Below are 20,248 nucleotides of genomic sequence, written 5' to 3'. Positions count from 1 at the left end.
CTGCATCACAGTTGCCATGGTTGGAGATTCTCGCAGGCCATGGGGAAGAGGCTTACTAGGTATTTGCCAAGAACGGCGTCGTGGCGCTGGCCTGGCCCGGCACGCCGGACCTGGCAGCGCTGCCGAACGACCGCGAGGCGTTCAAGCAGGTCTACCGCCAGGTCTTCCCGGAGCCCTCGGATGGCAGCGTCGTGACGGGCGCGAGTTGGCTCGACCGTTTCGTGCACGAGATGCAGGTTGGGGACCTGGTGGCGTACCCGTCGAAGCTCGATCAGCAAGTGCACCTGGGGCGCGTCAAGAGTGACTACCGATTCGCACTTGAGGCGCCTTACCGCTTCTGCCACCAACGGCGGGCCCAGTGGCTGAAGCGTGTGCCGCGCAGCAGCTACTCGCAACGGGCGCTGTTCGAGCTGGGATTGGCGTTGACGCTGTTCCAGGTGCGCAACTACCTCGACGAGCACTTGGCAGCGCTTCAGGGGCAGGTGGTGACACCTGCGGCAGAGCAGGACGAGACGGTGGCGCTGGTAGCAGAGGAGATCGAGGCGACGACGCGTCACTTCGTCCTCAAGACGATCGGGCGCGAGCTCAAGGGCCATCCGTACTCGGCGTTCGTTGCCGACCTGCTCGGTGCTTGGCTACCGGACGCGCGTTTCTCCGCCGGGCCCCGACGGCGGTGTCGACATCTTGGCGCACCGCGACGAGCTCGGGTTCGAGCCGCCGATCATCAAGGTGCAGGTGAAGTCCACGGAGGGCAGCGTCGGAGCGCCGGCGGTGCAGGCGCTCTACGGCAACGTGGCGAGCTCGGAGTTCGGCCTTCTGGTGACGCTAGGTGACTTCACGCCGCAGGCGCGCAACTTCGCCAATAGCAAGGCGAACCTGCGGTTGATCGACGGCGAGCAGCTCGTGAGCTTGGTGCTTGACCGGTACGAGCAGCTCGACTCGAAGTACAAGGGGTTGCTCCCATTGCGGCGCGTCTACGTGCCTGAGGCGGTCGACGTCGAGTAGGTGGCGTCGCTGTTGGTAGACAGCTTGCGGTCCTCTCCGGCTTTCTTGAGCTGAGGACGTCGCTCGGAGGTTTCACGACCCGCGAGCTGTTCGAGTTCGTTGGCCAGGCGTTCGGCGCGAGCACGGTCCTTGGAGCCCAGGTCTGGCCATGCTGTCTTGAGGTCGCGCTTCACCTGATCGAGTCGGGTGAAGAGATCGGTCCTGGGCGACTTCGAACCTTTCACCTCGTTAACGAGGCGGCGTAGCTGAGCGTGGGGGAGGTTCTGCTCGAGGGTTCGGTCGAGGAGAGACTGGCGATGGGCCGCGTCCTGGACCTCGGACAGTAGGTTCGCCTTGGTGTAGTCGAGTGCGCCCGTTTCGCAGGCGCGTTGGACGTCGGGCGGGAGCTTCAGCAGTTTCAGGCGGTTCTTGACGAAGCTGGTGAAGCTCATCCCGTCGCGCTCCCCGAGGAGGCCGGTGAGGAGTTTCTCGAGTTCGCTCGGTTCGATCTTCAGGGAGGTGCGGAGCGCTTCATGGTTCTTGCCGCCGAGGGCTAGCAGACGGAGGGCCTCAGCGGCGGCGTGCCGGTCGGAAGGGTAATGCTCACGGTATGTGGGCCACTTGGACTGGCGCGCTAGGCGGTTGGCGACGAGGTCGAGGATCGCCATCGTCTCCTCGTAGGGGTTGAGCGGCTGGCGGAGGAGGTTCTCGGCGAGGGCGATCTGCGGGGCTTGGTCGATAAGGTGAGGGTCGAACAGGCAGATGACGGGTACTTCTGTGAGGCCGGCGAGGATGGCGGCGCGGCGACGCCGTTCGCCGGCGATCACAGTGTAGGTAGGCTTCTCGTCTGAGGCGCTTTCCCGCAGGACAACAGTGAGCGGGTTGGTGACGCCTTGGGAGCGGATCGAGTCGGCGAGGTCGCGTAGCGGGCCGTCCTCGAAGCGCCTGCGGGCGTTCTCCGGCGACGGCATGAGCTGATCAAGCGGCATCTCCGAGCGGTACCGCGTCGGCTGCGGCCGCTTCTCCTGTTTCTCCTGCTCTTGTTGCTCTTGCTCTTTCTGCATGGTCAGTCCTCTTGGCCAGCGTAGGAGTGGCCTCTGTGGAAGGCTAGCGATTCCTACTAGTCGCTTCTCGCGACGCTCTGTCAGAGGGGGGCGGCCGTGGGGGTTGGTCGTGGGCCGGATAACGTTATCCGGCGGCCGGTCAGGCGGGGGAGGTAGGGGGTGGAGCAGGGGTCACTCCAAGTTCGTGGCTACGAACGTCCTGCACGATCTCAAGCGCCGCCAGAGCGACGTAGCAGAATCCAAGAAGCGCGCCCTCACGGCCGCGGAACTCGCAGCGTTAATGGAAGCAGCACGTGGCAACTACTGGTACTCGTTTTTCGCGCTCCTCGCCAGCACCGGTCTCCGTCCCTCCGAGGCCCTGGCGCTCTCCTGGGAGCACGTTGACTTCGGTGCCGGGTGGATCCACGTCGAACGGAAGCTGACCCTGTTGCCCGGGGGCCTGTACCAGTTCGACCCGCCGAAGACCCTGAGCAGCAAGCGCAAGGTTCCGATCTCGCCCGGCTTGGAGCAGATCCTCCTGGAGCACCTGTCCCCCCAGGAGGAATTACGCGCCTACGACGAGAACCTCGAACTGGTGTTCTGTGGCCTGGATGGTCAGCCGGCCGACTCCCGTAACATTCTGAACCGGCATCTCAAGCCGATCGCGGCGAAGGCTGGCATCCGGGGGAGCGTCACCCTCTACTCGTTCCGGCACACGTTCATGACCTTGTCCACCAACGACACGGGGGCACCGAAGCTGACGAGCCGCGTGATGGGCCACAAGGACGTTGCTTTCTCCCAGAACGTCTACGAGGACCCAGACGACGAGGCGCTGCGTCGCAGCACCCTCCCGATGGATGCGTTCCTGGACGATAGTGGGGACGACGAGGAAGGTGCTACGGCTGCCGACTAGACCTGGCTCGGTCCTCACGACCTTGGGCCTCCACGCGGACTCGTCCGCGTGGAGGCGGTCCTGGTGTTCCGGAGCTCACCGCAGAGCAAGGAAGGTACGCCGAGTCGCGCTATTTGCGACATCTGCAGGAGAGGTTCGTAGCCGTCTTCAGGCCGGGGGAGACCGTAGCGTCTCGGGCTGTCGTGGGAAGCCGACGGAAAGTCCCTACGCTTTTCCTGGGCCCCTTACCCGAACAGGCTCAAGCCCGTCATGAGAATGCTGCGGCTGCTCATTCCGCGCCTGCTGCTGACACGTCGGGACGAGTTTGGGACAGTTTGAAGAATCCCGCGCTGATGTGCTCAGCGCGGGATTCTCGTGCATGACGTCCTGGACGTCGTTTCCTCATGGTCGGGGTGGCCAGATTTGAACTGACGACCACTTGACCCCCAGTCAAGTGCGCTACCAGGCTGCGCTACACCCCGAGGTGTCCGTGGTTGCGGTGGGGACCGCCTTGGCACGGGCGTCCTTCGCAGTACGCAAAGGCAAGTCTACGTTCGGGCGCTTGCGGCCGTCAAGGCAAGGCAGCACTCCCTGGTTGCCTTTGCCGGCTCTCGACCTAATCCGGGATCTCGTAACCAGCGTCGGCGATGAAGCGCAGCGCGGCAGGCAACAGCCTGACTTCCACGGGCGTCTTCCCGATAACGTCGCCGTCGACGTGCACCAGCATCGGCGGCTCGGCACTGAGTTTCAGGGTACGCATCGGCTCGAGCTCCGGCTTGCTGGTGCGGCGCCCCAAGATGCTCAGCACTTGGCCGACTAAGGGCCAGAAGCCCGGTGAGGACATCACCGATAGCTCGGCGACGCCGTCGTGCGGGTGGGCATCGGGGCCGATATCGAAGCCCAGGACCGCCAAGTGCGTCGCGTTGAAGACGTTCACGGTGTGAGCCAGAAGCTGTCGCTCCTGGCCATCCACGACCAGGGTCACCGGTCGATTCTTCCGGCCGGACAGGTTGGCGATGGTGGCTTTGACATAGGCCAGGAAGCCCAGCCGGGCCTTCTGCTCGGCGTCGGCATCGCGGTTGATCTCGGCGTCGAGCCCCGCGCCCAGGAACAACAGGCAGGCCCTATCGTGAGAAACCACGTCGAGGGCGTCCAGCGTGACGATCTTGCCTGTCTGCATGGCCGCGAGGGACCGCCTAGGGTCTTGCGTCAGTCGGAGGACGCGCGCCATGCCGTTGCCGGTGCCCAGCGGGACGATGCCGATCGCGGGCGACCTTGCAGATCGCAGTACCCCGTGGGCAACCTCGGTGACCGTACCGTCGCCGCCACCGGCGATCACGAAGTCGAAGCCGTCGTTGGCTGCCTCTTTGCCCCAGTTGCGCGCGTCCTCGGCGCCGGTCGTGAGGCGCATATGCAGTTCAGCGGCCCCGTCGGCGCGAAGGGTGTCCTGGATGACATCGCTCAGTTCACGCGCCGACTCCGCGCCACTGGACGGGTTGAGGATGACGCAGATCCTCTTGCTCTCGAACATTGCCGATAGTACCTTGCCGGCTACTGCCGTGATAGACGACCGTTGGGACGGTTCTCGACCCGCAAGGTCGCGGCCCATCGCGCCTGCTCACGGCTTCCCGGCACAGACGTGTTCACCAGCCCTATGACATTTAGGGTGGGTTCGTGCAAGCCGGAGCGAGCTTGGCGGGTTCGCCCTGTTCACGGCCACGCTCGTGGCCCTGGGGGCCGCGATGCCCACGGCGAAGGACGCAGGACCGATCTTCGGCGCCATGATGGCGCTGATCTTCATCCCGTTCTACATCCTGCCATTGACGATCGGCGACCCGAACGCACTGATAGTGGAAGTGTTCAGCTACTTCCCCTACTCGGCGCCTATCACCGCTCTACTTCGCAACGCGTTCGGGACGTTGCCGTCGCGGCAGGCGATCTTGATCATCGCGATCCTGTTCGGCCTCGCGGCGCTCGTGCTCCGCCTGGCCGTCAAGCTCTTCCAGTACGGTTCCATCGAGTACTCGCGCAAGGTGAACGTGCGCGACGTCCTGCTGGGAAAGGGCGCCGGCTAGGCTGCGACGCCTGGTGACGCCGTGACTTATCATCACGGCGTGGGCGACGCTACCCTCGAGTTACTGGACGTCTTGGACGAGTACGGCAATCCCACGGACGTGGTGAAGCCGCGGGGAGAGGTCCACCGTGATGGTGACTGGCACCGCGCCATCCACATCTGGATCGTCCGGGAGGAGCGCCTGGTGCTGCTGCAGCGGCGGGCCCTCACGAAGGGCTTGGAGCCCGGCAAGCTCGACGTCAGCGTCGGGGGTCACGTGCGCGCCGGCGAGCACTTCCTGGAAGCCATCCGGGAGGCCGAGGAGGAGCTCGGGCTCGTGCTGCGGCCGGGCCAACTCGCGTACCTCGGTACGGCCGCGGCCGTCAGGCGCTACGACGACGGCCCAGCGCCCATCGTCGACCGCGAGCATCAAGACGTGTACGTGGTGCTGGAGGACAGGGCCCTGCACGATTACCAGTTGCAGATCGACGAGGTCGATACGCTCTACGAGGTGCCGTTGGGCGCCGCCATCCGTCTGTTCCGGAACGGCGAGTACGTGGCGGCGGCCGGCTATGACAGCATGCGGCGGCCCAGCAACGCGCTGCTCATAGAGGCGGACCTACCGGCGCGGGGGAGAGAGACGCTCGCGCAGGCCCTCGAGCGCGTGGCCGCCTACGTGAACGGCGAAGAGGCGTCCGACATCGCCGAACGCCCCTTCCTAACCCCTGGCGGGGATCCGGGCAACTAGACTCCGGTAAACCTGACCCCGGGCAACTACACCCCGGTAACCAGACCCCGGCCTAGTTCTCGATGACCGTCGGCACGATGAGCGGGTTGCGCCCGGTGGCCTTCCTGATGTAGCGCCTCACGGGATAGAAGATGTCGTCGCGGATGTCGCCCAGGCGCCGCTTCTCGCGCACGCCCTTCTGCAGGCTCTCCAGCGCGATCTTCACCACTTCGTCCTTCAGGCCGTTGTTGCCCGACGCCACCCCGCGCATGATGACCTCCACTGTGGGCGTCTTGCTGGCGAGGGCCATGATGACGACCACGCCCTCGGCGGAGAGCGTCTGGCGGTCGCGGATGATCGGTTCCGTGACCTCGTCGCCGGCCTTGCCCACGGTGTCGATGAGCACGACCCCCGCATCCACGCTGCCCGTCACCTTCATGTCGTCGCGGCTCAACTCGACCACGTCGCCGTTGGCCACGATGAGGCTCTTGGTGGGCGGATCGCTCATGCCGTCTGCCAGGCGTTGGTGGTGCACCTGGTGGCGCATCTCGCCGTGCCACGGCAGGAAGAACTTGGGCCGGGTGAGGTCGAGGATCAGCTTCAGTTCCTCGCGGCTGGCGTGGCCCGACGCGTGCACCTTGTAGGCGGGCGGGTAGAGCACGTTGACACGGCTGGCGTAGAGCTGGTTTATGACCCTGCCGACGGCCTCCTCGTTGCCAGGGATGGGGTTGGAGGAGAGGATCACCGTGTCGCCCGGCTTGAGGCGGATCTTGCGGTGCGTGCCGTTGGCGAGCCGCGACAGCGCCGCCATGGGCTGGCCTTGTGAGCCGGTGCACAAGAACAGGACCTTGTCGTCCTGAAGGTCGTTGATGTCGTCCGTGCTCAGGAGCGGGTTCTTCGCCTCGAGGTAGCCGAGTTCCTGAGCTATGCCGATCGCCTTGACCATCGAGCGGCCTTCTGCCACCACGCGGCGGTCGTAGCGTTCGGCGATGCGCACGAAGTTCTGCAGCCTGTGCACGTGGCTCGAGAAGGTCGTGACGACGACGCGGCCCTTGGCCTTGGCAACGATCTCGTCGACGGCCATGGCCACGTCGTGCTCGCTTGGCGTGTAGCCCGGCCTCTCGGCGTTCGTGCTGTCGGAGATGAGCAGCAAGACACCGTCGGCTCCGGCCTGCGCCAGCTTGTGCAGGTGGCTCGTCTTGCCGTCGGAGGGGTTGTAGTCGAGCTTGAAGTCGCCGGAGTGCACTACCCGGCCGATGGGGGTGTGGATGATCACGCCCGAGTTGTCGGGGATGGAGTGCGTCATGCGGAAGAAGTCGACCGTGAAGTTCTTGCTGATCTTCACGCGGTCGTCCGTACTTATCTCGCGCAGGTCGACGTCCGCCTCGCGCAGCTTGAACTCGTCGAACTTGCCGCGCAACAGACCGAGGGTGAGGCGCGCACCGTACATGGGGATCTTTGGCAGAAGCCTCAACATGTATGGCAGTCCGCCGATATGGTCCTCGTGCCCGTGGGTGAGCACCCAGCCCTTGATCTTGTGGGCGTTCTCCACCACCCAGTCGATCTTCGGCACGATGATGTCGACCCCGAGCATCTCGGTCTCGGGGAACGCGAGTCCCCCGTCGATCAGGAGGATCTCGTCGTCATACTCGAAGGCGAACATGTTCTTGCCGATCTCGCCCATGCCGCCCAGGGCGATGACCTTGAGCTTTCCGTCGGCCGTTGAGCCATGGTGCGCTCCGCCGTCGTGATCGGGGCGGCCCTCGCTGGTCGCGCTCTTGTGACCACGGGGGCGCCGAGAGCGTCCCCCGCCATCCGCGGTGCTCGACTTGCCGCCGCGGCCGGCTTCATCGGTGCCGCGGCGGATGCGTGGCGCTGCGGCAGTGTTGGTCTCGGGCTGCGTCGGGGCGGCGCTGCTTGAGGGCTTGTCGCCGCTCGACGCTCCCGCCCCCTTGTCTTTGGGTCCGGCCCTACGGGGCCGGCGTCGGTTGTTGGGCTTGCGCTCGTCGTCTGGCATCTGGTTCATCTCGAGCTACGTTCGATCGGCGCTTCGCAGCGTCCGCATATCGCATCGCTCGAACTCCTTTCGCTGATCGGTGTTGCAGCGCCCAGGAGGGCGCCACCTATTTCGTACAAGTGGGGGAAGTGCCTGGTGGGGCGGCGATCACTCTCGCCGCCCTCGAAAGTTGCTTCAGAAGCGGTCGCGCCTGGGACCGCGGTCGTTACGGCCGCGTGGGCCACGGTCGCCGGCCGGGCCCCTGCGTGGGCCGCGCGGGGCGACCTTGCCCTCGAGTTCGGGGCGCACGAGGTCGATCTTGCCGCGGTCGTCGATGCCGTTGACCTTCACGCGGACATGATCGCCCTGCTTGAGGAAGTCCTCGACGTTCTCGACCCGCTCCTCGGCTATCTGGCTGATGTGCAAGAGCCCATCGGTGCCGGCGAAGAGCGTGATGAACGCGCCGAACTCGGTGGTCTTGGCGACCACGCCGTCGTACTCCTTGCCCACCTCGGCCGACGCCGTGAGCGCCTCTATCTGTGACTTGACCGCCTGGGCCGCGTCCGAGTCCTCGGAGTAGATGCGCACCGTGCCGTCCTCTTGAACCTCGACGGTGGCGCCCATGGCCTCCAGCTCGCGGATCTGCTTGCCGCCGGGCCCGATGACCGTGCCGATCTTGTCGGTCGGGATCTTGACCTGGAGGATGCGTGGCGCGCGCGCCGAGATCTCGCCGCGAGGCGCCGGCAGTACCTGCGCCATCTGGTCGAGGATATGCAGTCGACCCTCACGGGCCTGAGCCAGGGCCTCACGCATGAGGTCGGCCGTTATGCCGCCGATCTTGATGTCCATCTGCAGCGCCGTCACGCCGTCGCGGGTGCCGGTGACCTTGAAGTCCATGTCGCCCAGGGCGTCCTCGGAGCCCAGGATGTCGGTGAGAATCCGGTAGTCGGAACCCTCCTTAACCAGCCCCATGGCGATGCCCGCCACGGGAGCGCGCAGCGGCACGCCCGCGTCCATGAGCGCCAGGCAGCCGGCGCACACGGTGGCCATGGAGGATGAACCGTTCGACTCGAGGGTCTCGCCGACCACGCGCACGACGTAAGGGAAGCTCTCCTGGCTGGGCATCACGTCGAGGAGGGCGCGGCGCGCCAGGTTGCCGTGGCCCAGCTCGCGGCGGCCGGTGCCGCGCAGGCGCTTTACCTCGCCGGTGGAGAAGGGCGGGAAGTTGTAGTGGAGCATGAACTCTTCGCTGTCGTCGAGCCCCAGGTCGTCCACCAGCCTGTTGTCCCGGCCGGTGCCGAGCGTGGCCACGCCCAGGACCTGCGTTTCGCCACGCGTGAACACGGCGGAGCCGTGCGCCGTCGGCAGCACGCCAGTTTCGATCCAGATGGGGCGCACCTGGTCGGAGCGGCGGCCGTCGGTCCGGAGGTTCTCGGCCAGCACCAGGCGACGCATCTCCGCCTGCTCCGCCTTGGCGAAGGCGGCCTTGAGCTCGTTGACCTGCTGCTCGGCGCCCTCCGCCCCGACGTCGGGCACGAACGACTCGATGATCTCACTGCGCAGCGCCTTGATGGCCACCGAACGCTCGTGCTTGCCCTGGGTGAGCAGCACGCCCTTCAAGCGGCCGACGGCGGCCTGCTGGACCTTCTCGACGACCTCTTGCGAGAGTTCCATGGCTGGGACGAAGCCGCGCTTCACGGCGCCGACGTCCTCGCGCATGCGTTCGATGAGTGCGACGACCGGGGCCAGCTGCTCCTGAGCGAACTCGATGGCGCCCACCATGACGTCCTCTTGGAGCTCGGTTGCCGCCGCCTCGACCATCAAGACGGCGTCCTTGGACGCGGCCACGGTCAGCTCCAGCTGGGAGCCCCCGTCGTGCAGCCGGCGCATGCTCGGGTTGGCGAGGTACTGGCCGCCGTCATAGCCCACGGTGGCGCAGGCGGTCGGCCCGGCCCAGGGGATGTCGGAGATGGAGAGTGCCGCCGACGCGCCGATGGCCGCGAGCGGCGCCGGGTCGTTGACCTGATCCGCCGACAGGATGGTGACGATCACCTGGACCTCGTTGCGCAGGCCCTTAGGGAAGAGCGGGCGGATCTGGCGGTCGATCAGGCGCGCGTTCAGGGTGCCCTGGATGCCGGGGCGGCCTTCGCGGCGCATGAACGAGCCGGGGATCTTGCCGATGGCGTAGTGGCGCTCCTCGTACTCGACCGTCAGGGGGAGGAACGACAAAGGCGAGGCGCTGTCGTTCATCTGGGCCGTGACGAGCACGAGGGTGTCGCCGTAGCGCACGGTGACGCTGCCGGACACTTGCTTGGCGAGCTTGCCGGTCTCGATGACCAGCTCGCGGCCCCCGAACTGGGTGGTGTAAACGCGGTGGTTGGGTAGGTTCACGCTCTCTCCTTCGACTGCTTCGTTACCCGCTGAGCACGGCTAGGGCGCCCGGGTGGGGGCGTCGACCGCGCATCTGAGTGCCCCCGGCTGGGGGCTGAAAGTGGACGACGCCCTTGGGCATCGCACCGGGACGTGGGGCGTCGGCCATGGCCGCGCCCCTTTGTTTTACGAACGGCGAGGCCAAGTCGGCCTCGCCGTCTATCAGTCCAATGAGCAACGAACCTGCACGATGAGCCGCGTTCGGGGCCCCTCGCACACTGGACTGCTTCCTAATGCCCCACCTCAGCGTCGCAGGCCGAGGCTGGCGATCAGTTCCTTGTAGGCGTCGTAATCCGTGCGCTCTAGATAGGTGAGAAGCCGCTTACGCTTGCCGACCATCATGAGGAGGCCGCGCCGGCTGTGGTGATCCTTCCTATGGATCTGCAGGTGCTCGCTGAGTTCCTGAATGCGCTTGGTTAGCAAGGCAACCTGCACGGCCGTGGAGCCGGTGTCTTGAGCGTCCTTGCCGTACTGCTTTACGACGTCGAGCTTCTGTTCTGCGTTCATCGTCATGATCAGGGTCTACCTTTCAAATCTGCACTCCCGAGCCGGATCCGGGGATAAGTGTCGATGCCGGCCCAGGTATCAACGTTGGAGTGTAACACACGCGTCCGCGGCGGCGCGAAACGCGGCTTACCGGCGTCAGGCGTGGCGCTCGAACCAGTCGACGATGGCGTCGAGCCTGAGGACGCGCCGGTCGGGCCGCCCGGAGCGGGAGAGGTCGTGGCCTTCGCCCGGCACCCGGAAGAACTCGGTCTCCGCCTTGCCGAGCCGCTTGAGGACCGAGAACAGCTGGTCGGCCTGCTCGATCGGGCAGCGGTAGTCCTCCTCCGAGTGGACGATGAGGAGGGGCGTCACTATCTTGTCGGCGTTGCGGATGGGACTCTGGCGCCACAGCGCGTCGACGTCGCCCCACGGCACGCCGGCGACCTCGCGTTCCACGAACCACGGCCCGATGTCGGAGGTGCCGTACATGCTGGTCCAGTTACTGATGCTGCGCTGGGTGACCGCCGACCTGAAGAGGGTCGTCTGGCCCAGCAGCCAGTTGGTCATGAAGCCGCCGTAGCTGCCACCCGTGAGGTGCAGCGGCACCTTCTTGCGTCCAAGCCGCGCCTGGCCGGCCCTGGCGATGGCCATCACGTCGTCGGCGTCCACCGAGCCGTAGTTGCCGAGGAAGCTCGTCGCGAACGTGAACCCGTAGCTGCTGCTGCCCCGCGGGTTGCCGTAGATGACGGCGTAACCCTTGGCGGCCAGCAGTTGGAACTCGAACTGGAAGCCGTAACCGTAGTTCGTGTGAGGTCCGCCGTGCACCTCGACCACGGCCGCGCCGTCCTTGCGTGGTTCGCGGGGGCGCAGCAACCAGTACTCCGCGTCGGCCTCGCCGGCAGTGAAGGGGCCCTCAGGCTTGACGAGGGCGAGGCGCCTGGACCACGAGTCGTTGGCGTGGCTGACCCGCGTTTCCCTCCCGCCCCGCCAGCGGGCGTAGACTTCGCCGGGCCGGTCGGGGTGCTCGGCGATGAAGAGCGCCTCGAGTTCGCCAGCGACCGTGGGAGCACTGAAGCCCGTGACCACCCGCCGCTCGGCGCCCAGAGGCTCGAGAGACCCGTCGAGCCGCAGCCGCGCCAGGCCGCTGGCGCCTCGGTCGTTCACGTTCAAGGTCATGGAGCCTGAGTCCGCGCTCCAGGCCGCCGCGTTCACGTAGCTGCCGTAGCGGCTGTCGCCACCGGCGCTCGGTGGCGTGACGTGCGCCCCCGACAACAGCTTGGGTTTGCTGCGTGGCTTGGTGAGGTCCAGGAGCCACACGCCACTATCCGACGCGATGTCCCCTTGTACCTGGCTGGCACAGTACGCCAGCCACTTACCGTCCGGAGACGGCGAGAGAGTCGAGACGCCCATCAGCCCGGGAATACGCACCTTGTGCTCGCCGCTGGTCACGTCGACGCTCGCCACGTCGGTGAGGATCTCGCCGGAGCCCCTGGCCGCCGACTGCAGCGTGACCCAGAGGGTCTCACCGTCAGGCGCGAAGGCCAGGAACTCCGCCGATTCGGGAAGCTCCGTCAGCTTGCGGGACCGGCCCGTGGCCAGGTCAAGCAGGTGGACCTGAGCCGGCTGGCTGGGTAATACGCCAAGGCCGTCGATCCGCCAGAAGCGCTTGGTTATGCGCCGAGGCAGGCCGTTCTTGGCGGCCAGATCCTGGTAGTCGTCCAGGGTCACGTACGCGATCTGCTTGCCAGACGGCGCCCAGGCGAAGGCCTGCACCCCGGCCTCGTGGTCGCTGACGCGCTCGGGTTCGCCGCCATCTATCGGCATGACGTGAAGTTGCGGACGACCCTTGGCCTCCGTCAAGCGCAGGAACGCCAGGCGGTCGCCGCTAGGGGAGAAGCGCGGCGCCGTGTCGGAGTACTCCCCGCGGGTGAACTCGCTGGGCGCCTTCTTGGCCAGGCCGCGGCGCAGGTGGACGCGGCTGCGGTAGCGAGGCGGGGTGTACTCGTCACCATCCTTGCCTGGGACGATGTCTGTGACGACCCAGGCGGCCGAGTCGCCGTCCGGGCCCGCGACCACGTCGGAGACGAAGCTGAGGGATAGTAGGTCGGTGCTCTTGGGGGCTCTTGCCATGGCTTACTACCGTTCCGCGCCACCGGCTGGCGCATTGGCCCTCGCGCGCGCGGTCACTGCGGCGAACAGCAGTATCCCGGCGGCCACGGAGGCGTTGAGTGAGGTGATCCTGCCCGACAGGGGCACGGCGACGAGCTCGTCGCAGCGTTCGCGCACCAGGCGCCGCATGCCGTCCCCCTCGGAGCCGATGACGAGCGCCACCTTACGCTCCCAGTCGATGTCTGCCGGGGTGGCGGTGGCGGCCCCGTCTGCGCCGTACACCCAGACCCCACGCTCCTTTAGGTCTTCGATGGTCCGGGGCAGGTTCGTGACCACGATCAGGGGCAAGTGCGCGGTGGCTCCCGCCGCGGCCTTGACGACCACGGCCGAGAGGGGGGCCGAGCGTCGCTCTTCCATCACCACGCCGTGAGCGCCCAGGGCCTCGGCGCTACGGATGATGGCGCCCACGTTGCGGGGATCGGTGAGGTGGTCGAGAAGCACCAACAGGAGCTGTTCGTCGCGGCTCTCGGCGCGTTCGAATGCCGCTTCGAGCGGGGCGGTGGTCACCTCCGGCATGAGCGCTGCCACGCCCTGGTGCTGGGTCGTCTTCAGGGCCTGGTCGAGCTGGATGCGCGGGACCTCGTCGAGCGGCACGTCCGCCGCCGCCGTGGCGCGCCTCAGCTCCTTCAGGATTCCGGGCTGCACGCCCTTGGCCACGGCGACGCGCTCGACCGTCGAGTCGCGAAGGGCCTCCAAGACGGCGTTGCGTCCGTAGATCCACATGCGGGGAGTATACGGGCGGAAGTGGCGCTCGGATCGGTAGTGGCGCCCGGGTCGCGCCTACGCCGAGGTCGCGAGGATCTCCCGAGCCGCGGTCTCGTCCGCGGCCAACTGCGCCCTGAGCTCCTCGAGACCGGCGAACTTCAGCTGAGCGCGCAAGTGCTCGACGAACCGCACGTCCAACTCGGCTCCGTAGAGGTTCCGGTCGAAGTCGAAGAGGTAGACCTCGAGCGCCGGCGGCGCCTCCTCGAAGCTCGGCCGCGGACCCGCGTTCGCCATGCCGCCGAAGGTCTCGCCCGCCACGCTCACGCGCACCGCGAACACGCCGAGAGGTACCGCCTTGCCCGCCGGGACGCTCAGGTTGGCGGTGGGGTAGCCGATGCCGGCACCGCGCCGCTGACCCTTGACGACCACGCCCCGGACCAGGTACGGCGCTCCAAGCAACCTTGCCGCACCCTTGACGTCGCCCTCGGCCAGCAGTCTCCTGATGTCCGAGGACTTCACCGGTGCGCCGTCCTTCTCGACGAGGGGGAACACTTCCAGCTTGTCGGTCACGGTGCCCAGGTCGGCGATGCCGCCCTGGCGCCCCCGGCCGAAGCGGAAGTCCTTGCCCACGATTATGGCGGCGGGTTGCAGTTCGGCGAGCTCGGCGAGCCACGACGACTTGTCGGTGGCGGCGAACTCGCGGTCGAACGCGATGTTCACTACGACGTCGGGGTGGAACTCCCCGAGCGCCAGCAGCTTCTCCTCGGGGGTCATGAGGAAGGTTGCTCCCTCGAACAGCACCCGCGCGGGAGGGAAGAACGTGACGACGACGGCGGGCGCGGCAAGGTCGCTGGCCAGGTCGTGCATGCGCCTGAGCAACGTGCGGTGGCCCAGGTGCACGCCGTCGAAGTTCCCGATGCACAGCACGGCCCCACGAGGTTCCACGGCCGCGAGCGAGTCGACGCTGATCGGTATGGCTTCGCGCGCGTTCATAGAGTAACGCCGGAGCGTGCCAGCACGTGCCTCACGGCCAGCAGCGTCACCCCCGACGTCGACTCCGTGCCGGCGAGCACCCCGTTCCATACCTCCAGGGCGTCGCGCCATTCCAGGACGAGGTCCTCGCCGGCATCCGGAGTACCTGCCGCCTGGTGCGCGCCGGAGAGTTCGTACAAATAACACTGCTCGTCGGTGAAGCCGGGCGATGCGTACAGGCGCGAGACGAGCTTGAGGCGGCCGCCGAGTTGCACTTCCTCGGCCAGCTCGCGCCGGGCGGCGTCCTCTGGGGCCTCGCCGTCCTCGATCAGGCCGGCGGGGATCTCCCACGTGCTTGCGCCCACGGCCGGCCGCGGCTGCCTCACCCCGAGCAGTTCTCGGCCACGGACGACCATCACCGCCACGGCGTCCGGGTGCTCCACTACCTCCCAATGGCCGTCCAGGACGGCCACGGTGATCAACCTTCCGCGGAACTTCACCTCACGCATGCGCTGTGCCGTGCTCACCCGGAACGTTGCCGGGCGCTACCGCTTCCTCGTTCAGTTCTCGCTGCCGTCCGGGTTGTAGCGGAGGAAGGCGGGGATGTCGTAGTTGCTCGGGTCGTAGGTCTTGTTGCCGCCGGCGCCCAGGCCGCCGCGCAGGTGCGTGGGGCGCAGGATGCGGGTCTGCGGGGCCTGATCGAAGCCGGCCGCGATGACCGTCACCCGCACCTCGTCGCCGGCGTCCTCGTCGTAGGTGATGCCGAAGAGGACGTTGGGATCGTCGATCTCGGTCGCCTCACTGATCTTGGTGACGATCTCGTGCGCGTCGTGGAGCGTTAGGCCGTCGGAGGCCGTGATGTTGATGAGCAGGTTGCGCGCGCCCTCGACGCCGCGCGCGAGGAGCGGCGAGTGCGTGGCGCTCTCGGCGGCCTCCTCGGCGAGGTTCTCCCCTCGACCGGCCCCGATGCCCATGAGCACCGTGCCCGCCCCCTGTAGCAGCGCCTTGACGTCGGCGAAGTCGACGTTGATCTGGCCCGGCACGTTGATGACGTCGCTGATGCCCCTCACGCCGTGGTACAGCACGCGGTCGGCCACACGGAACGCGTCCTGCAGGCGCACCTTGCGGTCGAGCGCCGAGATGAGGCGCTGGTTCTCGACCACGATGAGCGCGTCGACCTTGTCCTCGAGCCGCCTCAGGCCCTCTTGCGCCTGCGCCATGCGGCGGGGGCCCTCCATCAGGAACGGGGAGGTAACGACGGCGATGGCCAGGGCGCCCAACTCGCGGGCAACCTCCGCCACGATCGGCGCGCTGCCCGTACCCGTGCCGCCACCCATGCCGGCGGTGATGAAGACGAGGTCGGAGCCGCGGAGTGCCTCCGCGACGCGGTCGCGGTCCTCGAGGGCTGCCTTCTCGCCGACCTCGGGGTTGGCACCGGCGCCGAGCCCCTTGGTCAGGTGGTCGCCCATCTGGATGCGCACGTCCGCCAGCGATGTGGCGAGCACTTGCGCGTCGGTGTTCGCCGCAACGAACTCCACCCCACGCAAGCCCGTCTCGATCATGCGGTTGACGGCGTTGTTGCCGCCACCGCCCAAGCCGATCACCCGGATGACCGCGTTGTCGACGTATCCCATCACCTTGTCCGCCTCTCTCTTGCCCGAACTCAGAAGAAATCCTTGAGGATCTTGCGAATGCGCCCTATGAAGCTCTCGTCCGTCTCGTCGCCGGAGCGAGTTCGGCGACTGGTAGGGGAAGCGACCGGACCCTGCGCCATGCCGTAACGTACCAGGCCGACGGCGGTGGCATGCGCGGGGCTGGCGACCACGTCGGAGAGGCCGGAAACGCCGTCCGGCTTACCGAGGCGTACGGGCAGCCTGAAGCGGTCGTTCGCCACCTGCTCGACGCCCGGCATGAGCGACGCGCCGCCCGTGATGACCACGTTGCCTGCCAGGAGCTCGAGGGCGCCCATGCGCTGCTCTATGTCGCGCCGCACCATGTCGAGGATCTCCACCACGCGCGGCCTGATGACCTGTGCCAGCTCGAAAGTGGAGATGCTGGCCGTGTAACTGGGGTTGGCCACTTCTAGCTCTACGTCGCGGTCGGCCAGCTCGGGTAACGCGACACCGTAGCGCCGCTTGACGCGCTCCGCCTCGTCGGGCGGGATGCGCAACAGCTGGCTGATGTCCTGCGTGATGTGATCGCCGCCCAACGGGATGACCGCCGAGTGCGAGAGGGTGCCGCGGCGGAACACGCCGACGTCGGTGGTGCCCCCGCCTATGTCGATGAGGAGGGTGGTCAGCTCCTGCTCGCTGCGGTTGAGGACGGCGAGGCCCGAGGCGAGCGCCTGGACGACCATCCCCTCGACCCCCACTCCGGCGTCGGTGGCGCAGCGCCTGAGGTTCTGCAGCGGCCCTTGCGCGCCGGCGACGATGTGAACGTCGACCTCGAGGCGCACGCCCGACATGCCGAGCGGGTCCTTTATGCCGTCGTTGCCGTCCACCACGTACTCCTGTGGGATCACGTGGAGGACTTCCATGTTCGCCTCAAGTGGCACGGCGCGGGCGTTCTCGATGGTGCGGTCCACGTCGTTGCGCGTGACGTCGTAGCCGCGGCGGATGGCCGTCATGCCGTGGCTCGTCAGCGCCTTGAGGTGGCTGCCGGCCACCCCCACCCAGGCCGAGTGCACCTCCACGCCCGCCACGCGCTGGGCGGCGGCCACGGACTGTCTCACGGCCGCTATGGTGCGCTCGAGGTTCACGACCACGCCCTTGCGCAGCCCGTCGGATGGGACGGTTCCCTCGCCGATGATGTCCAGAACGCCGTCGGACGCTACCTCGCCGATCACCGTACAGATCTTGGTGGTGCCAATGTCGAGCCCGACGATTATGCGTTCGTCACTCATCTGCCTTGCTCACTCCCCAGGGGTAGACCGCCATGCGGCCCCCGCGGTGACCTACGAATGCCGACCAATGCTCGCGCAGAGCCTTCGCACTCGCCGTGAATAGCTGTGCATCGTTCAACAGGATGTCGAATCCTTCCGGCGAGTAGCTTATCACCTGAACCCCGAACGGTCGCAGGAGCCTAAGTAGCGTGATGGCCTCCGCGGTGCGCTCCGGGCCCCAGCCCTCCAGCCGGGGTAGCCCCGCCGTTTCGGCCGGGGTGGCGCCGTCAAGGACTGTACCATCGTCCGCCCACGTGACCGCGCCGTTCGTTATGGCCGGTACGCGCTCGCGCACGGCGATGCTCACGCGGTCCGGCCACTGCCTGACCACTACCGCCTGGAGCACCCAGGGGTCGCTCACGAGGCCCCGCACGCGGCCCGCCGTTACCCACAGGAACGGCGTTCCCGGCGCCACGTCGGCCAAGCGCATGACCTGGTCGACGTCGTGGTGGACGTTACCCGTGACGGTCACGTACTCGACCTTGGGCACGAACCGGCTCGTGATGAGGCCCGCTCCCAGCAGGACCAGCAGTACCAGTAATAACCGGCGCACTTCAGAACCCCCACAGGCGCCACTCCAACTCGAGCGGTTGCTGCAGGCGTTCCTGAACCAGCGCGATGAGCGCCGCCACGTCGTCGGAGGAGGCGTTCCCCAGGTTGATGATGAAGTTGCCGTGTTCGTGGGCGACCATGGCGTCGCCGACCGTGAGGCCCTTGAGGCCGGCGACGTCGATGAGGCGACCGGCCGAATCGCCAGGGGGGTTCTTGAAGGCGCAACCCGCCGACTTGATCTTCGGTTGGCCCGCGCGGGCGGCGTCGACGGCGTTCATCGTCCGCGACACGGCCTCCGGCGAGGAGGGGGTCAGTTCGAGCCGCGCCCGCGTGACGACCGCGCCCTCCGGCAGCTCGGAGTGGCGATAGCGGAAGCCGAGGGCGCCGGCGGGGACGACCTCGAGCGCGCCGTTAACGAACAGCTCGACCTCGGCCACCGTGTCCGACATCTCCCCGAAGCGCGTGCCCGCGTTCATCGCGATGGCGCCGCCGAGAACGGCGGGTACCCCCGATAGCCCTTCCAGGCCGGAGAGGCCCGCGCGCTGCGCGCGGCGCACCATGCCCGGAAGCGGGGTGGCCGCGCCGACCCAGACCGTGGCGTCTGCGCCGAAGCCCGCCATGTCGTTGTATGCGCGGCCCAAGCGCACGACCCGGCGGTCGACCCCGGCGTCCGAAACGAACAGGTTGGCGCCGGAACCAAGCACCAGGAACGGCTCGGACGTCGCCTCCTTGAGTTGGGCCTCGTCGTTCACCTCCCACAGCTCGGCCTCGCCGCCCACGCGCAGCGTGGTGAAGTCGCGCAGCAAGACGGTGCGTACCCGGGGTGCGGAGGCGGCCATGCGGACGCCCCTAGCTGCCGGCCGCTGGGCTGCCGGCGGCAACGGCGCGTGCACCGAGCCCGGCCGCGACCCGCCACACATCGCCGGCGCCGAGGGTGATCACCAAGTCGCCGGGCAGGGCGGTGGCCGCGAAGTAGGCCTCGGCGTGCGCGAGGTCGTCCACGCGCGCCGGCACCCCCAGGCGGTTGATGCGCTCTGCGATGAGTTCGGGAGAGACCCCCGCTATCGGTAGCTCGCCGGCGCCATAGACGTCGAGCACGACGACCTCGTCTGCCAGGGCCGCCGCCTGCGCCAGGGCGGGCCACTGGCGGGCCGTGCGCACCCAGCGGTGGGGCTGCAAGACGGCGCGGACGCGGCGCCCCGTGGCGCGCGCGGCCTGCAGGGTGGCCGCCACCTCGGTGGGGTGATGGGCGTAGTCGTCGATGATCATGGCGCCGTTCAGTTGGCCGTACGACTGCCACCTGCGACCGACGCCTTTGAACGAGGTCAGGGCCGGGAGCGCGGGCAGCGGGTCGAGGCCCGCGAAGTCGACCGCGGTGATCGCCGCTGCGGCGTTCAGCACGTTGTGAGTGCCTGGCACCGACATCACGACGTCGATGGGCTCCGCGCCCGGTCGGCTCAGCCTGAAGGAGCTTCCGGTGGGCTCCAGGCGGACGTCGCTCACCCGGTAGTCGGCGCCCACCCCCGTGCCGTACGAGACCGCCCTGGGGTGCGCGTGCACCAGCTCGGCCAGGCCGGGCCAGTCGTGGCAGTAGACGAGCCGGTTCGCCGCCAGCGCGAAGCGTTGCGCCGCTGCCTGGAGGTCGCCGAAGGAGGCGTGGTAGTTGCGGCGCTCGTCGTACTCGCCGGCCACGTGGTCGTCGTCGAGGTTTGTGATGACCGCTACCTCGCTCACCAGGTCGGCGAAGCCGGGGTCCGACTCGTCGACCTCGGCTGCCAGCCAGCGGCCCCGCCCGTAGCGCATGCTTCCGCCGATGATCGGCAACGACGCCCCTAGTTGTACGGAGGTGTCGGGATCGAGTGCCAGCAGGAGAGTGGCGACCATGGCGGTGGTGGTGCTCTTGCCATGCGTGCCCGTCACGCCTATCGCCTGGCGGCGGCCGAAGAGCTGCCCGAGAAGCGCGATCCGGCGCAGGACCTGCGCCCCGGCCGCGCGAGCAGCCAAGAGTTCCGGATGGTCGTGCGGCACGGCCATGCTGTGCACGAGCACGTCGGCGCCTTTGACGTGGCTCGGGTCGTGACCCTTGCAGGTGCTGATGCCTTGCAGTTTCAGGTCTTCGAGGACGGCGCCCCCGGCGGCGTCGCAGCCGCTCACGTCGAAGCCCTCCTCGCGGCACCAGCGCGCCAGCGCGGCCATGCTCACGCCGCCTATCCCCATGAAGTGGATGTGCTGCGAGGCGGGCCCCGGTGCCCCTACCGAGGCGTTGTCGTTCGTGTCTGTCGTTGCGGCGTGGTTCAT

19 protein-coding genes and 1 tRNA gene are annotated in these 20,248 nt (G+C 67.7%); 4 read left to right on the top strand and 16 right to left on the bottom strand.

The window, feature by feature from the left end; translation table 11 throughout:
• Window positions 1-5: 5 nt before the first annotated feature.
• Entirely contained in the window at window positions 6-596 is a 591-nt protein-coding gene (locus ROY82_06555; protein MDT3682122.1) for a hypothetical protein, read from the bottom strand.
• 31 nt (window positions 597-627) lie between these two features.
• Between ROY82_06555 and ROY82_06550 the strand changes: the two genes are divergently transcribed.
• Entirely contained in the window at window positions 628-1,005 is a 378-nt protein-coding gene (locus ROY82_06550; protein ID MDT3682121.1) for a restriction endonuclease, read from the top strand.
• On the opposite strand, the gene ROY82_06545 is transcribed toward ROY82_06550, so the two are convergent.
• The gene (locus ROY82_06545) at window positions 975-2,048 is read right to left on the bottom strand and encodes a ParB/RepB/Spo0J family partition protein (protein ID MDT3682120.1); all 1,074 of its coding nucleotides are present in this window, start codon (window positions 2,046-2,048) and stop codon (window positions 975-977) included. The genes ROY82_06550 and ROY82_06545 overlap by 31 nt on opposite strands.
• 184 nt (window positions 2,049-2,232) lie before the next feature.
• Here ROY82_06545 and ROY82_06540 point away from each other — a divergent pair, with 184 nt between their 5' ends.
• A complete protein-coding gene (locus ROY82_06540; GenBank protein ID MDT3682119.1) occupies window positions 2,233-2,940 on the top strand; it encodes a site-specific integrase in 708 nt (235 codons plus the stop codon).
• A 384-nt stretch (window positions 2,941-3,324) separates the two neighbouring features.
• Here the strand turns inward: ROY82_06540 and ROY82_06535 are convergent.
• Window positions 3,325-3,401 (bottom strand) — tRNA-Pro (locus tag ROY82_06535).
• A 134-nt stretch (window positions 3,402-3,535) separates the two neighbouring features.
• A complete protein-coding gene (locus tag ROY82_06530; protein ID MDT3682118.1) occupies window positions 3,536-4,450 on the bottom strand; it encodes a diacylglycerol kinase family lipid kinase in 915 nt (304 codons plus the stop codon).
• Between the two features lie 211 nt (window positions 4,451-4,661).
• Between ROY82_06530 and ROY82_06525 the strand changes: the two genes are divergently transcribed.
• Both ROY82_06525 and ROY82_06520 read left to right on the top strand, forming a co-directional pair.
• A complete protein-coding gene (locus ROY82_06525; protein MDT3682117.1) occupies window positions 4,662-4,994 on the top strand; it encodes a hypothetical protein in 333 nt (110 codons plus the stop codon).
• 39 nt (window positions 4,995-5,033) lie between these two features.
• Window positions 5,034-5,720, top strand: a complete 687-nt coding sequence (locus tag ROY82_06520) for an NUDIX domain-containing protein (protein MDT3682116.1) — start codon at window positions 5,034-5,036, stop codon at window positions 5,718-5,720.
• A gap of 52 nt (window positions 5,721-5,772) precedes the next feature.
• Here ROY82_06520 and ROY82_06515 read toward each other — a convergent pair whose 3' ends face one another.
• The 12 genes from ROY82_06515 to murC all read right to left on the bottom strand — a co-directional run bounded on the left by ROY82_06515 (window position 5,773) and on the right by murC (window position 20,248).
• On the bottom strand, window positions 5,773-7,725 hold the full coding sequence (locus ROY82_06515; GenBank protein ID MDT3682115.1) for a ribonuclease J: 1,953 nt from the start codon (window positions 7,723-7,725) through the stop codon (window positions 5,773-5,775).
• Between the two features lie 165 nt (window positions 7,726-7,890).
• On the bottom strand, window positions 7,891-10,086 hold the full coding sequence (gene pnp / locus ROY82_06510) for a polyribonucleotide nucleotidyltransferase (GenBank protein ID MDT3682114.1): 2,196 nt from the start codon (window positions 10,084-10,086) through the stop codon (window positions 7,891-7,893).
• Between the two features lie 282 nt (window positions 10,087-10,368).
• Window positions 10,369-10,638, bottom strand: a complete 270-nt coding sequence (rpsO, locus tag ROY82_06505) for a 30S ribosomal protein S15 (protein ID MDT3682113.1) — start codon at window positions 10,636-10,638, stop codon at window positions 10,369-10,371.
• A gap of 129 nt (window positions 10,639-10,767) precedes the next feature.
• The gene (locus ROY82_06500; GenBank protein ID MDT3682112.1) at window positions 10,768-12,741 is read right to left on the bottom strand and encodes a S9 family peptidase; all 1,974 of its coding nucleotides are present in this window, start codon (window positions 12,739-12,741) and stop codon (window positions 10,768-10,770) included.
• A gap of 6 nt (window positions 12,742-12,747) precedes the next feature.
• Window positions 12,748-13,503, bottom strand: a complete 756-nt coding sequence (gene rlmB, locus ROY82_06495; GenBank protein ID MDT3682111.1) for a 23S rRNA (guanosine(2251)-2'-O)-methyltransferase RlmB — start codon at window positions 13,501-13,503, stop codon at window positions 12,748-12,750.
• A 57-nt stretch (window positions 13,504-13,560) separates the two neighbouring features.
• On the bottom strand, window positions 13,561-14,478 hold the full coding sequence (gene ribF, locus ROY82_06490; protein MDT3682110.1) for a riboflavin biosynthesis protein RibF: 918 nt from the start codon (window positions 14,476-14,478) through the stop codon (window positions 13,561-13,563).
• Window positions 14,475-14,984: an NUDIX hydrolase gene (locus tag ROY82_06485; GenBank protein MDT3682109.1), complete on the bottom strand. Its 510-nt coding sequence runs from the start codon at window positions 14,982-14,984 to the stop codon at window positions 14,475-14,477. The genes ribF and ROY82_06485 overlap by 4 nt, the downstream gene beginning before the upstream one ends.
• Before the next feature lie 33 nt (window positions 14,985-15,017).
• The gene (ftsZ, locus tag ROY82_06480; protein ID MDT3682108.1) at window positions 15,018-16,091 is read right to left on the bottom strand and encodes a cell division protein FtsZ; all 1,074 of its coding nucleotides are present in this window, start codon (window positions 16,089-16,091) and stop codon (window positions 15,018-15,020) included.
• A gap of 29 nt (window positions 16,092-16,120) precedes the next feature.
• A complete protein-coding gene (gene ftsA / locus ROY82_06475) occupies window positions 16,121-17,359 on the bottom strand; it encodes a cell division protein FtsA (GenBank protein MDT3682107.1) in 1,239 nt (412 codons plus the stop codon).
• Window positions 17,352-17,951: an FtsQ-type POTRA domain-containing protein gene (locus ROY82_06470; GenBank protein ID MDT3682106.1), complete on the bottom strand. Its 600-nt coding sequence runs from the start codon at window positions 17,949-17,951 to the stop codon at window positions 17,352-17,354. The genes ftsA and ROY82_06470 overlap by 8 nt, the downstream gene beginning before the upstream one ends.
• 1 nt (window position 17,952) lies before the next feature.
• Window positions 17,953-18,789, bottom strand: coding sequence for a UDP-N-acetylmuramate dehydrogenase (locus ROY82_06465; GenBank protein MDT3682105.1), 837 nt, complete (start codon window positions 18,787-18,789; stop codon window positions 17,953-17,955).
• A gap of 10 nt (window positions 18,790-18,799) precedes the next feature.
• Window positions 18,800-20,248, bottom strand: coding sequence for a UDP-N-acetylmuramate--L-alanine ligase (gene murC / locus ROY82_06460; GenBank protein ID MDT3682104.1), 1,449 nt, complete (start codon window positions 20,246-20,248; stop codon window positions 18,800-18,802).

This window comes from Truepera sp. (genome assembly GCA_032027045.1).
Classification (GTDB): Bacteria; Deinococcota; Deinococci; order Deinococcales; family Trueperaceae; genus JAAYYF01.
Note: the sequence above shows the minus strand (reverse complement) of the source record. Positions and strands in the feature narration are given on the sequence as shown.

What these genes read in the sequence shown, in the direction of transcription:
- ROY82_06555 (MDT3682122.1), bottom strand. Translation starts at nt 596, where the DNA reads ATGGCCCTTGAGCTCGCGCCCGATCGTCTTGAGGACGAAGTGACGCGT.
- ROY82_06545 (MDT3682120.1), bottom strand. Translation starts at nt 2,048, where the DNA reads ATGCAGAAAGAGCAAGAGCAACAAGAGCAGGAGAAACAGGAGAAGCGG.
- ROY82_06530 (MDT3682118.1), bottom strand. Translation starts at nt 4,450, where the DNA reads ATGTTCGAGAGCAAGAGGATCTGCGTCATCCTCAACCCGTCCAGTGGC.
- ROY82_06525 (MDT3682117.1), top strand. Translation starts at nt 4,662, where the DNA reads ATGCCCACGGCGAAGGACGCAGGACCGATCTTCGGCGCCATGATGGCG.
- ROY82_06515 (MDT3682115.1), bottom strand. Translation starts at nt 7,725, where the DNA reads ATGAACCAGATGCCAGACGACGAGCGCAAGCCCAACAACCGACGCCGG.
- rpsO (MDT3682113.1), bottom strand. Translation starts at nt 10,638, where the DNA reads ATGACGATGAACGCAGAACAGAAGCTCGACGTCGTAAAGCAGTACGGC.
- ROY82_06500 (MDT3682112.1), bottom strand. Translation starts at nt 12,741, where the DNA reads ATGGCAAGAGCCCCCAAGAGCACCGACCTACTATCCCTCAGCTTCGTC.
- rlmB (MDT3682111.1), bottom strand. Translation starts at nt 13,503, where the DNA reads ATGTGGATCTACGGACGCAACGCCGTCTTGGAGGCCCTTCGCGACTCG.
- ribF (MDT3682110.1), bottom strand. Translation starts at nt 14,478, where the DNA reads ATGAACGCGCGCGAAGCCATACCGATCAGCGTCGACTCGCTCGCGGCC.
- ftsZ (MDT3682108.1), bottom strand. Translation starts at nt 16,091, where the DNA reads ATGGGATACGTCGACAACGCGGTCATCCGGGTGATCGGCTTGGGCGGT.
- ftsA (MDT3682107.1), bottom strand. Translation starts at nt 17,359, where the DNA reads ATGAGTGACGAACGCATAATCGTCGGGCTCGACATTGGCACCACCAAG.
- ROY82_06465 (MDT3682105.1), bottom strand. Translation starts at nt 18,789, where the DNA reads ATGGCCGCCTCCGCACCCCGGGTACGCACCGTCTTGCTGCGCGACTTC.
- murC (MDT3682104.1), bottom strand. Translation starts at nt 20,248, where the DNA reads ATGAACCACGCCGCAACGACAGACACGAACGACAACGCCTCGGTAGGG.